Annotated in this window: 14 protein-coding genes; 4 read left to right on the top strand and 10 right to left on the bottom strand. The window is 65.9% G+C overall.

The window, feature by feature from the left end:
* Positions 1–12: 12 nt before the first annotated feature.
* The 9 genes from J2X38_RS13745 to J2X38_RS13705 form a co-directional block, all read right to left on the bottom strand.
* Entirely contained in the window at positions 13–2,022 is a 2,010-nt protein-coding gene (locus J2X38_RS13745) for a TonB-dependent receptor domain-containing protein (protein WP_310254958.1), read from the bottom strand.
* 69 nt (positions 2,023–2,091) lie between these two features.
* Positions 2,092–2,484, bottom strand: a complete 393-nt coding sequence (locus J2X38_RS13740) for a DUF2946 family protein (protein WP_058539636.1) — start codon at positions 2,482–2,484, stop codon at positions 2,092–2,094.
* A 50-nt stretch (positions 2,485–2,534) separates the two neighbouring features.
* On the bottom strand, positions 2,535–3,704 hold the full coding sequence (locus tag J2X38_RS13735) for a sterol desaturase family protein (RefSeq protein ID WP_310254956.1): 1,170 nt from the start codon (positions 3,702–3,704) through the stop codon (positions 2,535–2,537).
* Positions 3,705–3,810: 106 nt separating this feature from the next.
* Complete coding sequence (gene ligA, locus J2X38_RS13730) at positions 3,811–5,997, bottom strand: NAD-dependent DNA ligase LigA (protein WP_310254954.1); 2,187 nt, start codon at positions 5,995–5,997, stop codon at positions 3,811–3,813.
* Positions 5,994–6,392, bottom strand: coding sequence for a putative quinol monooxygenase (locus J2X38_RS13725; RefSeq protein WP_058539633.1), 399 nt, complete (start codon positions 6,390–6,392; stop codon positions 5,994–5,996). Before J2X38_RS13725 ends, ligA begins: the two co-directional genes overlap by 4 nt.
* Positions 6,389–7,072 carry a GNAT family N-acetyltransferase gene (locus J2X38_RS13720; protein WP_310254952.1) on the bottom strand — a complete coding sequence of 228 codons (684 nt, stop codon included), beginning with the start codon at positions 7,070–7,072 and terminating at the stop codon, positions 6,389–6,391. The genes J2X38_RS13725 and J2X38_RS13720 overlap by 4 nt, the downstream gene beginning before the upstream one ends.
* Positions 7,069–8,739 carry a DNA repair protein RecN gene (gene recN, locus J2X38_RS13715; protein WP_310254950.1) on the bottom strand — a complete coding sequence of 557 codons (1,671 nt, stop codon included), beginning with the start codon at positions 8,737–8,739 and terminating at the stop codon, positions 7,069–7,071. Before recN ends, J2X38_RS13720 begins: the two co-directional genes overlap by 4 nt.
* A gap of 47 nt (positions 8,740–8,786) precedes the next feature.
* Positions 8,787–9,581: an outer membrane protein assembly factor BamD gene (locus J2X38_RS13710; protein WP_056368495.1), complete on the bottom strand. Its 795-nt coding sequence runs from the start codon at positions 9,579–9,581 to the stop codon at positions 8,787–8,789.
* Between the two features lie 61 nt (positions 9,582–9,642).
* On the bottom strand, positions 9,643–10,341 hold the full coding sequence (locus J2X38_RS13705; protein WP_310254947.1) for a peptidylprolyl isomerase: 699 nt from the start codon (positions 10,339–10,341) through the stop codon (positions 9,643–9,645).
* A 130-nt stretch (positions 10,342–10,471) separates the two neighbouring features.
* Between J2X38_RS13705 and J2X38_RS13700 the strand changes: the two genes are divergently transcribed.
* From J2X38_RS13700 to J2X38_RS13685, 4 genes are all read left to right on the top strand, one after another.
* Entirely contained in the window at positions 10,472–11,158 is a 687-nt protein-coding gene (locus J2X38_RS13700; RefSeq protein WP_310254945.1) for a hypothetical protein, read from the top strand.
* A 49-nt stretch (positions 11,159–11,207) separates the two neighbouring features.
* Positions 11,208–11,588, top strand: coding sequence for a helix-turn-helix transcriptional regulator (locus J2X38_RS13695; RefSeq protein WP_056368491.1), 381 nt, complete (start codon positions 11,208–11,210; stop codon positions 11,586–11,588).
* Positions 11,588–12,121, top strand: a complete 534-nt coding sequence (locus tag J2X38_RS13690) for an SRPBCC family protein (protein WP_310254942.1) — start codon at positions 11,588–11,590, stop codon at positions 12,119–12,121. The genes J2X38_RS13695 and J2X38_RS13690 overlap by 1 nt, the downstream gene beginning before the upstream one ends.
* 108 nt (positions 12,122–12,229) lie before the next feature.
* Positions 12,230–12,691, top strand: a complete 462-nt coding sequence (locus J2X38_RS13685; protein WP_310254940.1) for a nucleoside deaminase — start codon at positions 12,230–12,232, stop codon at positions 12,689–12,691.
* Positions 12,692–12,764: 73 nt separating this feature from the next.
* On the opposite strand, the gene J2X38_RS13680 is transcribed toward J2X38_RS13685, so the two are convergent.
* Positions 12,765–13,373 (bottom strand): class I SAM-dependent methyltransferase, encoded by a 609-nt coding sequence (locus tag J2X38_RS13680; RefSeq protein WP_310254938.1) that lies wholly within the window; start codon positions 13,371–13,373, stop codon positions 12,765–12,767.
* Positions 13,374–13,476: the final 103 nt, after the last annotated feature.

Raw genomic sequence — 13,476 nt, 5'->3', positions numbered from 1 at the left:
CTGCCCTGCCCTTTAGAAGCGCGCGCGGATGCCCGCGGAGACCGCGCGGCGTTCGACGGGGTAATAGATCGCCGATGCGGGTGTGACGGCGATCGCCGCGCTGATGTCGCCGATCGCCTTCTTGCCGGTGATGTTGCGGACGTCGACAAAGGCGTCGACGCCCTGCGCAATCGCCGCGCCGCCGGTGACGCCGAGCAGCGCATAGCCCGGGGTGCGGACATGATTGCGGTAGTCGGCGAACGGTCCGTCGGGCACCCATTCGAGGTTCGGCGCGATGTGCAGCGCGTCGCTGCCGAGGCGGAGTTCGGCGCGATAGGCGTGCTTCGGCACGACCGGCAGACGGTTGTCGCCGAATTGCGCGTCACCCCGGAAACGGAAGTCGCTGTAGGTGTAGACCTGCCGCAGCCGCAGCCAGTCGGCCGGTGCCAGATCCAATCCGGCCTCGACGCCCTGATGGAGCGTGCGGTTGGCGTTGAAGGTCGCGGCGGGGATGCTGGCGTTCGTCGTGAACTGGAGCAATTCGCCCTTCAGCGTCGATCGGTAAACGGCGATATCCCAGCGCGCGAAACCAAGCTTGCCGCGCGTGCCGATCTCGGTGGTCCATGCGCGCTGCGGGCGGATGTCCGAAACGACCGTGCTCGTCGGCGGGGTGCCGATCGTCTGGAACACTTCGCCGAAGCCGGGGAATTCGGCCGAGCGGCTGTAGTTGGCGAAGATCTGGATATCGGCGGCCGGCTCGAACAACAGGCCGACTTTGGGCGAGAATGCGTCGAAGTCGATCCGGCCGTCGGTTGCCGGCGTGGCGGAGAAATTGACGGTCCGCTTGCGCCAGCCGTCGGCGGAGACGCCGCCCGCGATCAGGGTCAGCGCTTCGACCGGCCGCACGCGGACTTCGCCGTAGAGCGTCGCGGTCTGCGCTTTCTGGTCGGCGTCGAAGGTCAGCGCGCCGCGCCGCCCGCCGGTGTTGACGAACTGGCGCGCATCGGTGCTGCCGCGGCGGATTTCCCCGCCCAGCGTGACTTCGACCGGGCCGGTCGCATAGTCGGCGCGGAAGAAGCCGCCCACATCGACCGACTTCTGGTCGATGAGCTGGAAGATCGGGTGGTGGAGCGACTTGGCGTTGACGAAGCCGCCGACGTCGAGGGTCAGGGCGCCCCAGTCGAAGCTTGTGCGGTTCTGGAGGCGCAGCGAGTCGATGTCGCGCGCTTGATCGCCCGCGACCGCGCCAGCGTTGGCCTTGCGCGGGGTCGACAGAGCCTCCGCCATCGTCAGCGCGCCGGGAATTTCCTGCCGGATATGGTTGACGCTGGCGTAGAAGCGCGTGTTCACTACGTCGCTGAAACGCATTCCAACATTGCCTTGAAAGCGCAGGCTGCGGCGTTTCGCATGGTCGCGGTCGCCGTCCGACGTATCGGCGCTGATCGCGCCCCACGCATCGACGCGGTCGCTCGCGACGCCCGCCGAGACGAGGCCGCGCACGCTGTCGAAGCTGCCGACGTCGCCGCGCAAGTAAATCCCCTTCGCCGTGCGCCCCGTCGGGGTCACGCCGTTGATCGCGCCGCCGAGCGTGCCCGACCCGAAACGCAGCGCATTGGCGCCGCGATACACTTCGAGATGGTCGAAGAAGATCGGTTCGAGTTCCTGGAAATCCCCATTGTCGTCGGCGAGGTTGATCGGCACGCCGTCCTGGAGCAGCGTCAGCCCGCGCATGTGGAAGCCGCGCGACAGGCCCGAACCGCGGACCGATATGCGAACCTCCTGCCCGTAACGCGGCTGGAGATAAACGCCGGGTGAGAAAGCGAGCGTGTCGCGCAGGCTTACGACCGATTTGTCGGCATAGTCGTCGTATGACACGACGTCCGTGCCGCCCGGCGTGCGTGCGGCGCGCTCCTCGGCAGCGTCGGTGGCGGTCGGTGCGGTGACGATGATGGTCGAATCGACCTCTTCGGCACGGACGGGAGCGGCGACAAGACAGGTCGCAAGCGCCAGCAACGGCGCGGCCCCATGGGTACGGGTTTTCATAGATTTTCCTTCGCTGAATACAGTCATGGGCCGCGCCGCGCAAAAACGCGGGCAGCCGATTGGTCTGGATCAGGCGAAGGCGGGTGGTCCGGTACTCGGCGGCAGCGGTGAGGCGATGCCCGGCGCGAAGCCGAGCGAGCGTGCCGCGACGGGGACGGGTTCGCCCGTGACTGGCGCGGCGGCGAGTACCGGCAGGTCGGGGACGATCGGCGCATTGGCGAGCGCGCCCCACGGGCAATGCTGCTGCGCTTCGCCCGCATTATGGTCGCCGGCTTTCTCGAGCGGGATCGTCATCGTGCCGCCGGGGTTGGCGGGGTCCGAACAGATGCGCACGGTAATCGACCCGCCCGCATCACTTTCGATCATCCAGCCCGGTGCGACGAGCACGCGCGCGGCGAGCGCGAGCAGCAGCGGCAAAAGCAGCAGGATGCCGGGACGGCGAAAGGCGGCGAGCAGGCTCACGCGAGCGGCCTTATTGCGCGCCAGTGCAGCAAGCAAGCGGGCAGATTGCCCTATTCGGCCGGCGTCTCGTCGGTCTTCTTGCCGGTGCGCGTCCAGGGGTACAGGAACTGACCCCAATAGCTGCGCGGCACATCTTCGGGGATGCCGTAATTTTCGGGCCAGCGGTCCTTGGGCAGGTGGAAGGTGCCGAACATCTTGTCGATCCACGGAAAGTGAATCGCGAAATTGACGTCGAACGCCTCGCGCTTGAGCCCATGGTGCCAGTGGTGGAAACGCGGGGTCGCGATCCAGTGGCCCAGCCGGTTGAAATTGCCGCCGACATTGGCGTGGAGCAGCGACGACCAGACATAGACGAAGCCGATATAGGCCTGCATCACCGACGGCGCGAAACCCAAGGTGAAGAGCGGCAGCGAGGTGATCGAGCGCAAAAGGATGATCTCGACGAAATGCATCCGCGATCCCGCGAGCCAGTCCATCGATTTCGCGCTGTGGTGCACCGCGTGGAAACCCCAGAGGAAGGGGTAGCGGTGGAAGGTGCGATGGAAGAAATATTGCGCCATGTCCGACGCGACGAGCACGATGACGAACTGGACGATCCACGGCAGCGAGGCGACCCCGGCACGGAACGCCTCCCAGTTCGACGTATTCTCGTTGATGATCGTCGAGGGCGCGAGCGCGAGGAAGCCCAGAACCTGCACGAACATCGTGCTGACCAGATAATAGAAAAGATCCTCGCGCCATTCGATGCGGAACAGGCGCTGCGTCCGGCGATGCGGAAAGGCGCGCTCCAATGGCGCGAACATGAAGCCGGTGACGAGCAGGTTCACGACGAAGAAGTCGAGCCCGAAGAAAATGCCCCAGTCGCGCGTTTCCTGCGGCTGGACGTTCGCACCGCCGACGAGGATCGCGGCGAGCCCGATCATCAGCGCGGTGAGGCCGAGCGCCTTGCGCGGGCGGAGCAGCAGGCTGAGCAGCGAAAGGCCATAGCTCACGAGCAGGATCGCATGGACCAGCCCGCGAAAGCCGCCCCAATGCTTGATGATTTCAAGCTCGGGGGTCGCGAACCAGTCGGGGAAGCGCAGCGCGATCACCATGAAGAAACCCGCGATCGCGAACAGCAGCCCGAAGAAGCCCGACAGCCAGCCGCTGCCGAACCGCCGCACCTCGGTATGCGATTCGAGATCGCGCATCAGGTTCTGAAGATAATCACGCTTTGCCATGCGGCCCCACCCCCTCAATCGTCATGCCGGACTTGATCCGGCATCCATTCCTGCCCCGGCGTCATGGACCCCGGATCAAGTCCGGGGTGACGAGGGTGGATGGTTCTCATCCCGCCGCGGCGACGATCGCCGCCCATTCAGCCTCGTCGATCACCCGGATGCCGAGCGCGCTCGCCTGCTTGAGCTTCGACCCCGCACCGGGACCCGCGACGACAAGATCGGTCTTGGCGCTGACGCTGCCCGCGGCCTTGGCACCGAGCGCTTCGGCCTGCGCCTTGGCCTCATCGCGGCTCATTGTTTCGAGCTTGCCGGTGAAGACGACCGTCATTCCCGACACTTCGCTCTCGCGCGTCTCGACGACGTAAGGCGGCGGCGAGACTTCGGAGAGGAGGTCGTCCCATAGATCGCGGTTGTGGGGTTCGTGGAAGAAATCGGCGAGCGCTTCGGCGACGGCGGGACCGATGCCGTCGGCGCGGACTTCGAGGATCGCCTTGAACGCCTCGACCTTGCGCGTCGTATATTTGCCGTCGGATTCGCCCTCGCCCTGCGGGTTCGCTTCGAGATAGGCGTGGATCTCCGCCGCCTTTTCGGGGAGCCGCGCGATATCGCCGAGCCCCTTGAGCAAATCGCGCGCGGTCACCGCGCCGACGTGACGGATGCCGAGTCCGAAGAGCAGCCGCGCGGCGTCGGGCGAGCGTTTCGCCTCGATCGCGGCGAAGAGATTGTCGACTGACTTTTCCTTCCACCCCTCGCGGCCGAGCAGTTCGGCACGGTGGCTTTTTAGCCGGAAGATGTCGGCGGGACCCTTGTCGAGCCAGCCTAGCCGCAAGAATTCCTCGATGCTCTTTTCGCCCAGCCCCTCGATGTCGAGCGCGCCGCGGCTGACGAAATGGCGCAGACGCTCGAACTTTTGCGCGGGACAGATCAACCCGCCGGTGCAGCGCACATCGACCTCGCCCTCTTCGGCGACCGCCTCGCTGCCGCAGCCGCCGAATTCAACGGGGCAATGGTCGGGGAACAGATAAGGCGCGCGCGCTTCGTCGCGGGTCAGATTCTCCACAACCTGCGGGATCACGTCGCCCGCGCGCTGGATGACGACGCGGTCGCCCGGGCGGACGCCGAGGCGGCCGATCTCGTCGCGGTTATGGAGCGTGACGTTCGACACGACGACCCCGCCGACGGTGACGGGGACGAGGCGGCCGACGGGGGTCAGCTTGCCGGTGCGGCCGACCTGGATGTCGATCGCCTCCAAGGTCGTCTGTGCGCGTTCGGCGGGGAATTTATGCGCGATGGCCCAGCGCGGCGCCTTGGCGACGAAGCCGAGGCGCTGCTGCCATGCGAGGCTGTCGACCTTGTAGACGACGCCGTCGATGTCATAATCCATGTCGGCGCGACGGCGCTCGATCTCGGCATAGTGCGCGAGGATTTCGGCAACCGATTCAAAGCGCTTGAGCATCGGCGACACCGGAGCACCCCAGCGTTCGATCTGCTTCATCATGTCATATTGCGTGTCGGCCGGAAGCGCGCTGACTTCGCCCCAGCCGTGCGCGAGGAAACGCAGCGGTCGCGACGCCGTGACGCTCGCATCCTTCTGGCGCAGCGAGCCCGCGGCGGCGTTACGCGGATTGGCGAACTGGCGGATGGTGGCGGAGTCGAACTCCTGCTCGCGCTGCGCGGCGAGCGCCCGCCCCTCTTCCATCAATCGCGAATTGAGCGCGGTGAAATCGGCCTTCGCCATATAGACTTCGCCGCGGATCTCGAAGACATCGGGCGCGGCGCCCTTCAGTTCCTGCGGGATGTCGGCGATGTGGCGGACGTTCGCGGTCACATCCTCACCGACGCTGCCGTCACCGCGCGTCGCGGCCTGCACCAGTTTGCCCTTTTCGTAGCGTAGCGAGCAGGAGAGGCCATCGATCTTGTCCTCGGCGGTCATCGCTATCGCGGCGTCGGCGCTGAGATTGAGGAAGCGCCGCACGCGCGCGGCGAATTCCTCGACGTCTTCGGCTGCGAACGCATTGTCGAGGCTCATCATCCGCTGCGCATGCGTGACCTTGGCGAGCGGTGACGCCTCGACCGCGGCGCCGACCAATTTGTTCGGGCTGTCGGCACGGATCAGCGCCGGGAAAGCGGCTTCGAGTTCGTTGTTACGGCGGACGAGCGCATCATAATCGGCGTCATCAATCTCCGGCGCATCCTCCGCATGATAGCGTTTGCTGTGATAGGCGATCTGCTTCGCCAGCCGCATCAATTCATTGGCGGCGTCGGCCTGCGACAGGGATTCGATTTCGGTCATGCACCGGCCTTTGCCACCGGCTTGAACTCGGCGCGAGTACCAAATCCGGCGATAAGCGGGCGACCTTTCTTGATCGCGTCCTGCACCGCGGGGAGCTTCAGCGAGGCGGCGTGCGCTTCCTTGCTGTCCCACAGCTCGACGATCCAGATCGCGTCGGGGTTCGCGCTGTCCTCGCCGATCAGATAGGCGATGTTGCCGGGCATGGTCCCGGTGCCTTCAGCCAGGATCGCGACGAGCGCGGCACGCTGGCCGGGCTGCGCCATCATCTGGCCGAGCAGGCCATATTGGGGATCGGCGTCTTCCATCTTGGCCTCCAGGGCGCGCAGTTTGGTGGCGGGGAGAAGCGCGGCCGCCATCGCGAGCATTGCGGCGAGATGCTGGCGGCGGTCCATCATTTCGCGATCGCCAGCACATGCACCTCTCGCCGGATACGAAAGCCGAGCGATTCATAGAGCGCGATCGCGCCGGCATTGTCGGCATAGCTGTGCAGGAAGGGCTGCTCGCCGCGCGCGACCATTTCGCGCATGACGTGGCCGATCAGCGCGCGCGCAAGCCCGCGGCCGCGGCAATCCTCCCACGTCGCGACACCGCTGACCTCGGCCATGCCGGGAACCAATATGCGTTGCCCCGCCATCGCGAGCAGACGGCCGTTTTCGCGGATTCCGAAGAAGGGGCCGTAGCGATGCGTCTTCGGCCCCCATGGTCCGGGCTTCGCATGCTCGGCGAGCGACGCCATTTCGGGGGCATCATCGTCGCCGAGCGCGATGATCGCGGGCTCACCTTGGCGCAGCGGCGGCGCGCCCTCGGCGACCATCTGCGCCAGCACCGCGCGCTTCACTTCGCGCGTGCCGGGAGGGACCGGCCACGGCTCGCCCTCGACGATCCAGATTTCGCCTTCATCGGGGACGAGTGCGGCGAGCGCGGCAAGCGCCGCGGCGCCGGTGTCGGGAGCGGCGCCGAAGACGCCATAGCCGCGGTCGATCCGCACTGCGGCGCCACCGCCCTCGGCGAGATGCGCCTGCCGCCCGGTAAGCATGCTCCAGACGGGCCGGTCGAGCGGATGCGGCGCGGTCATACCGCGGTCTCCAGCAGCCTCTCAGCCTGCGCGCGCGCCTCGGCCGTGACTTCGGCGCCCGAGAGCATGCGCGCGATTTCTTCGCGGCGGCCGGCTTCGTCGAGCGCGTGGACGCTGGTGCGGGTGACAATGCCCTGGCTCGACTTGGCGATGATGAAATGCGCGGCGCCTTTTGCGGCGACCTGCGGGCTGTGCGTCACCGCGAGCAATTGCTTGCCCGCGCCCGCAAGGCGCGCGAGCCGTTCGCCGATCGCCGAAGCAACCGCGCCGCCGACGCCGCGGTCGATTTCGTCGAAGATGATCGTGTCGGCCCCGCCCTCCTCGGCAAGCGCGACTTTGAGCGCGAGGATGAAGCGCGAGAGTTCGCCGCCCGATGCGATCTTGGCGAGCGGCGCGAAGGGCGCGCCGGGGTTGGTCGAGATCAGATATTCGACGCGGTCCATGCCCTCGGGCCCCCAGCGCTCGGCGGGCAGACGCTCGACGAGCGTCTGGAAGCGCGCGGCGTCGAGTTTCAGCGGCACAAGTTCGCCCGCGACCGCGGCGTCGAGGCGGGTCGCGGCCTTGCTGCGCTGGTCGGACAGCGCCGTCGCGGCGTGGGTGTAAGCGGCGGCGGTTTCGGCAACCGCTGTTTCGAGCTTCGCAAGCCCCGCGCTGCCGCCCTCGATCGCATCAAGCCGCGCGGCGAGCGTCCCGGTGAGCTCGGCGAGCTCGTCGGGCTGGACATTGTGCTTGCGCGCCATCGCGCGCAGTTCGAACAGGCGCGTCTCGGTCGCCTCGAGCCGCTCGGGGTCATATTCCATCGCGCGCGCGGCTTCGTGGAGCTTGCTCTCGGCCTCGTCGGCCTCGATGATCGCGCGGTCGAGCCCCGCGAGCGCCTCGGCGAGCAACGGATGGTCGCCCGCGAGCCGGTCGAGCCGCCGCGCCGCGCCGCGGAGTTGCGCGGGGCCGCTGTCGCTGCCCTCGAACGCCTCCATGATCGCGCCGAGATCGCCCGCGACCTTTTCGCCCTTTTGCATCGTGGCGCGCGCTTCGGAGAGTTCGGCATCCTCGCCGGGTTGGGGCGCCAGCGTCTGCAATTCGGCAACGCAATGCTCGAGCCATTCGCGATCGCGTTCGGCTTCGGAGATCGCGGTGCGCGCGGCGGCGAGCTTGTCCTCGGCGGCACGCCATGCGGTGTGGGCGGCGGCGACGCCGCGGGTATCGGCGCGGGCATAGGCGTCGAGCAGCGCGCGGTGCCCCGCGGGGGCGAGCAGGCCGCGGTCGTCGTGCTGGCCGTGGATCTCGACGAGATAGGTGCCGACCTCGCGCAACAACGCCGCCGAACAGGGCTGGTCATTGAGGAAGGCGCGGCTGCCGCCGTCGGCCTTCAATGTGCGGCGGATCAGCAAGGGTTCGCCGGTTTCCAGCGCAATCTCGTTTTCGGCGAGCAGCGCGGCAAGCTTCGTACCGGGTGCGGGCGCGACAAAACTCGCCGTCACCTGCGCCTTGTCGGTCCCTTGCCGCACCAGCGCGCTGTCGGCGCGCGCGCCGAGCGCGAGGCCCAGCGCGTCGAGCAGGATCGACTTGCCCGCCCCCGTCTCGCCGGTCAGCACGCCCAGCCCGGCCTCGAAATCGAGGTCGAGCCGTTCGATCAGGACGATATTGGCGATGGATAGAGCGGTTAGCACAGGCCGTCCTTACCGCAGAACAAAGGCAGAATCTATTCCCGGCGCTATCAGGCGCTCGGCGCGTTCTTCTGCATCAGCTTGTAGGCGCGCGCATACCATTCGTTGCCCGGATAGTTGGCGCCGAGCACCGCGGCCGACTTTTTCGCCTCGGTGGGGATGCCAAGCGCGAGATAGCATTCGGTCAGGCGATAGAGCGCCTCGGGCGCGTGGCTGGTCGTCTGATATTTGTCGACGACCTCGCGGAAACGGATCGATGCGGCGAGCCAGTTCGAGCTGCGCTGGTAGAAACGGCCGATTTCCATTTCCTTGCCCGCAAGATGATCCTGCACCAGGTCGACCTTGAGCCGCGCGTCCGACGCATAGCGGCTGTCGGGATAGCGACGGATCACTTCGCCGAGCGCGTTCTGCGCCTGCTGGGTGATCTTCTGGTCGCGGGTAACATCGCTAATCTGCTCATAATAGCTGAGCGCGATCAGATAATAGGCGTAGGCCGCGTCCTTGTTGCCCGGATGGATCGCGAGGAAGCGCTGCGCGGCCTCGATCGCCGGGGTATATTCGCGGTCCATATAATAGCTGAACGAGCTCATCAGCTGCGCGCGGCGCGCCCACGGCGAATAGGGATGCTGGCGCTCGACCTCGTCGAACAGCGCCGCGGCGAGGCCATATTGCCGGCGGTCGAGCCGGTCCTGCGCCGCGCGGTACAGCGTGTTGACGTCGCGCGCGACGTAGCGCGTGTCCTTCTTCACATTGCCGCCCCCGGCACAGGCCGCCAGCATGGGAGTAATCGCAAGTGCGGCGGCGAGCAGGCGCAGGGTCGCGCGCGAAGGGGCATGTTGAGTCATGCGCGCGGTATAGCCACAGCGCGGATGAACGCAAAATAAATGATAGGGGTCCGGCGCAGCTTTACGGCGCTTTGACGACACACCCCTTCGGAGCATCCGCCGGCGCCGGGACGCGCCGCGCGGTCTTGATCGTCACCTGGGGTTCGAGCATCTGGCCGACCATCACGCCCTCACCCGCGGTCGGCGAGATCGGGGCGTTGAAGATCGCCTCGGCGACGTCAGCGCCGCCGACGATCTCGCCGAACACCGCGAAACCCGCGCCGTCGCCGCCCGGCGCATCGGCGTTGAAGCCCTTGATGTCGGACAAGAGCAGGAAGAAATCGCTCGTCGCATCGCCGGGGTTGAGCCGCGCCATCGACAGCGCGCCCTTGCAGTTGGTGAGGCCCGTCTTCGTGGTCGGCTCGTGCGCGATCGGCGGAAAATTCTTGCGCGCATCGCCGCGGTTGCCCGCCTGCACCAGCTGGTTCGCCGGACCCCAGCTTTTTGTCGAGCGATAGAATTTGAACCCGTCCATCCGCTTCGCATCGACATAGCGGAGGAAATTGGTGGCGGTGATCGGCGCGCGCTTGTTTTCGATCCGCACGGTGATCGTCCCGAGATCGGTGGCGAGCGCGACATAGGGCCGCGTATCCGCCTCGACAACGGGCGTGACGGGCGCGGGAATCGGCGGCAGCGTAGCCGGCGGCAATTGCGTCGCCTGCGGCGGGAGGGATGTCGATTGGGCGGCGAGCGCGAGCGCGGAAAGGAGCGTGGTCAGCATGGCACCGATCATAAACGCAATGCACCGGTCGATGCGAGCGGTTTCAGAACGGTCGCCTACAACAGCACCGATTGGAAAACCCCGGCAGCCGGTATAGGCATGCGCACCAAGCAAGCGAAAGAGGATAGTGATGAGCGAACCGTCGAGCCGCGACACCACACCCGAACCTGCCGTGTCCGCACCCGACGTCGCGGCGATCGGATCGCGCTTCCTGCGCTATTTGCCATTCATTACGATCGCGCATTTCCTCATTGGCCTGCCAGCGCTGATCGCCTCGCTCGCGCTCGCCTATTTTGCCTTCGTTCAGGCCGACGCGACGCAGAAGATGCAGAGCGGCGGGGTGATGCCCTTCGTGACCTTCGGAACGAGCAATGGCGACAAGGACGGCAATCAGGATATTGCGCTGACGCTGACAAACAACGGGGTCGGCCCCGCGATCCTCGGCCCGATCGAAATCCGCTATGAAGGCAAGCCGGTAAACACCCCGATCGACTTGCTCGAAGCATGCTGCACCGACGCCGGCGCGCGCCCCTTGCGATTTTCCACCTCGCCTTCAACCGGAATCGCCGTGCGGCCCGGCGAGACGATCGAATTCGTCAGCTTTCCGCGTACCCCCGCATCCGAAAAGGTCTGGCAGAGGTTCAACAAGGAGCGGTGGAAACTCAAGGTCCGCGCCTGCTATTGTTCGATCTTCAACGATTGCTGGATCACCGAAGGGATGCAGGGATTGCCAAAGGCCGTGAACAAATGCCCTGCCGACTGGTCGCTCTATCGCGAGGATGCGGGAAACCGGATCGCCGGGGTCGACGCGAAATAATTCAACCAATCGGTTGACATTAAAATCAGGGCGATGAATATTCAACCTCATGGTTGAACATGATTCGCACACACTCGATACGATTTTCCACGCGCTGGGCGATGCAACGCGCCGGGCGATGCTGGGCGAACTCGCCGCCGGCGAACGGACGGTCGGCGAGCTGGCGGAGCCCTTCGCGATGTCGCTCGCCGCGGCCTCGAAACATATCAAGGTGCTGGAAAGTGCCGGGATGGTCCGCCGCGACGTGCGCGGACGCACCCATGTCTGCAGCCTCGACCCGGTGCCGCTGATGAGCGCCGACCAGTGGATCGGCATGTACCGCCGCTTCTGGACTGACCGGCTCGATACGCTCGAACGGTTGTTGCGCGCGGAAGATGCCTCCCCCCCTCCCCCCAAGAAACCCCTCCCCGGGAAAGAAGGAGAAAAGTGATGACGACGATGCTGACCGAAGAATATTATGGCGTGCTCACCGAGCCCGCGACGCTGACGATCGAGCGCCTGCTCCCCGGCCCGATCGAGCGCCTCTGGTCGTACCTGACCGATGGCGAACTGCGCCGCCGGTGGCTCGCCGCGGGCGCGATGGAGCAGATGGTCGGCGCACCCGTCGAACTCGTCTGGCGCAACGACGAACTGACCGACCCGCCGGGCGCGCGTCCCGAGGGCTTTGGCGACGAGCACCGCATGACGTGCGAAGTCGTGGCGATCGACGCCCCGCGCAGCCTTGCGATCAGCTGGGGCAGCACCGGCGGCGTGACCTTCACCCTCACGGAAAAGGGCGATGAAGTGCTGCTCACGATCGTCCACAGCCGTGTCGAGGATCCGTCGGTGCTGCTCAACGTCAGCGCGGGCTGGCACAGCCATGTCGATGTGCTCGAAGCGAAGCTGCGCGGTACGACGCCGGTGCCGCACTGGGACAATTTTGCGCAGCTGCGCGGCGTTTATGCCGAGCGCCTGTTCGATTGACGCCAGAATTGGGCCGACCCCCCGAAAGAACAGGCTGTCTGGATGGACAGCCGACCAAGGATCGTGGCATTTCCGACGCGAAGACAAGCCGACGGGAATGCCACGATCATGGAAGACAGCGAAGAATATCTGCGCGAAGCGATCGCGCTCGCCTATGCCAATGCAGAAAAGGGCGGCCGGCCGTTTGGCGCGGTGATCGTCCGTGACGGGCGGATCATCGCCAAGGCCGTCAACGAAATATCGGCGACCGGCGATCCGACCTCGCATGCCGAACTCAATGCCATCCGGCTCGCGAGCAAGTCGCTGGGCGCCGACCTCGGCGGCTGCGCGGTCTTCGCCAGCGGCCACCCCTGCCCGATGTGCATGGCGGCGATGCGCCTCACGGGAATCGACGCCGTAACCTATGCCTATTCGAACGAGGACGGCGCCCCGCACGGCCTGTCGACGGCAGCGATCTACGACGATCTCGCCAAGCCCTTTGCCGAGCAGGCGATGGAAATCCGCCACCTGCCCGTCCGGCTGGCCGGCAAACCCGATCTCTATGCGGGCTGGCGGCAGCGGCAGGGCTGATCAACGCAGGGCGATACGCCGACGACGGCTTGCGACCGGAATACGCCAATCAACGCTGCGGCGAAGCGCTCCGTTAGCGGACCTTCCCGAAAGCAAGCCAAGTCCAAGAAACCCCCATGACCTGATTACCCCTTTGAATGGAGTGGGCGTCCTGCCTGCGCAGGAGGTGCAGTCCACAAGCATATGCCATTTCGATTGTCAGGTCGGGCGACACCGGAAATACCCTGCGACCTTTGGCGCCGGGGCCGTGTCGAAGCGACATGATGAGGATTCCGTTCGGTGCGATCATAGTCGCAAGGCGAGCTATGGCGATTGCCCGATCTGCGTCGGGAAGGTGCTGCCACACGGCGCACAAGGTCACGAGATCGAACGAGACACCGGCCGGCACTGCGCCGAGATATGGCAAGCGATCATCCAGCCACTTGATATTTGCGGCGGGGTGAAGCTTCTTGCCCGCCTCGCGAAGTTCACGCACCGGTTCGATAGCGAGTATGTCGTGTCCCTTGGCGGCCAACCATGCTGCGTCGCGCCCCGTTCCGGCTCCAATATCCGCAATCTTAATGCTGCGATCTGGGAGTAAATCGATGACGTGCTCGTATATGCTTTCCGGCGACAGCCCTTCATATGCGGCAATAAAGTCCGCGGTGGCAACGGCGGCGTATCCTTCCAGAACATCCTGCATTGGTCTTCCACGAATGACTGGAAATCGACGGTATACCTGCGGAAGGGAACGGGCAAGAATCCACCCCAAAGCTACCAAGAAAAAGGGGCCGCTTTCGCGGCCC

Origin of the sequence: Sphingopyxis sp. BE235, assembly GCF_031457175.1 — a bacterium.
Lineage (GTDB): Bacteria > Pseudomonadota > Alphaproteobacteria > Sphingomonadales > Sphingomonadaceae > Sphingopyxis.
This window is presented reverse-complemented; position numbering and strand designations above follow the sequence as displayed.

Excerpts from the sequence above, each read along its gene's own strand:
- ligA (WP_310254954.1), bottom strand. The coding sequence starts at position 5,997 with ATGACCGAAATCGAATCCCTGTCGCAGGCCGACGCCGCCAATGAATTG.
- J2X38_RS13680 (WP_310254938.1), bottom strand. The coding sequence starts at position 13,373 with ATGCAGGATGTTCTGGAAGGATACGCCGCCGTTGCCACCGCGGACTTT.
- J2X38_RS13720 (WP_310254952.1), bottom strand. The coding sequence starts at position 7,072 with ATGACCGCGCCGCATCCGCTCGACCGGCCCGTCTGGAGCATGCTTACC.
- J2X38_RS13735 (WP_310254956.1), bottom strand. The coding sequence starts at position 3,704 with ATGGCAAAGCGTGATTATCTTCAGAACCTGATGCGCGATCTCGAATCG.
- J2X38_RS13705 (WP_310254947.1), bottom strand. The coding sequence starts at position 10,341 with ATGCTGACCACGCTCCTTTCCGCGCTCGCGCTCGCCGCCCAATCGACA.
- J2X38_RS13685 (WP_310254940.1), top strand. The coding sequence starts at position 12,230 with ATGGAAGACAGCGAAGAATATCTGCGCGAAGCGATCGCGCTCGCCTAT.
- J2X38_RS13700 (WP_310254945.1), top strand. The coding sequence starts at position 10,472 with ATGAGCGAACCGTCGAGCCGCGACACCACACCCGAACCTGCCGTGTCC.
- J2X38_RS13725 (WP_058539633.1), bottom strand. The coding sequence starts at position 6,392 with ATGATGGACCGCCGCCAGCATCTCGCCGCAATGCTCGCGATGGCGGCC.
- J2X38_RS13695 (WP_056368491.1), top strand. The coding sequence starts at position 11,208 with ATGGTTGAACATGATTCGCACACACTCGATACGATTTTCCACGCGCTG.
- J2X38_RS13745 (WP_310254958.1), bottom strand. The coding sequence starts at position 2,022 with ATGAAAACCCGTACCCATGGGGCCGCGCCGTTGCTGGCGCTTGCGACC.
- J2X38_RS13710 (WP_056368495.1), bottom strand. The coding sequence starts at position 9,581 with ATGACTCAACATGCCCCTTCGCGCGCGACCCTGCGCCTGCTCGCCGCC.
- J2X38_RS13690 (WP_310254942.1), top strand. The coding sequence starts at position 11,588 with ATGACGACGATGCTGACCGAAGAATATTATGGCGTGCTCACCGAGCCC.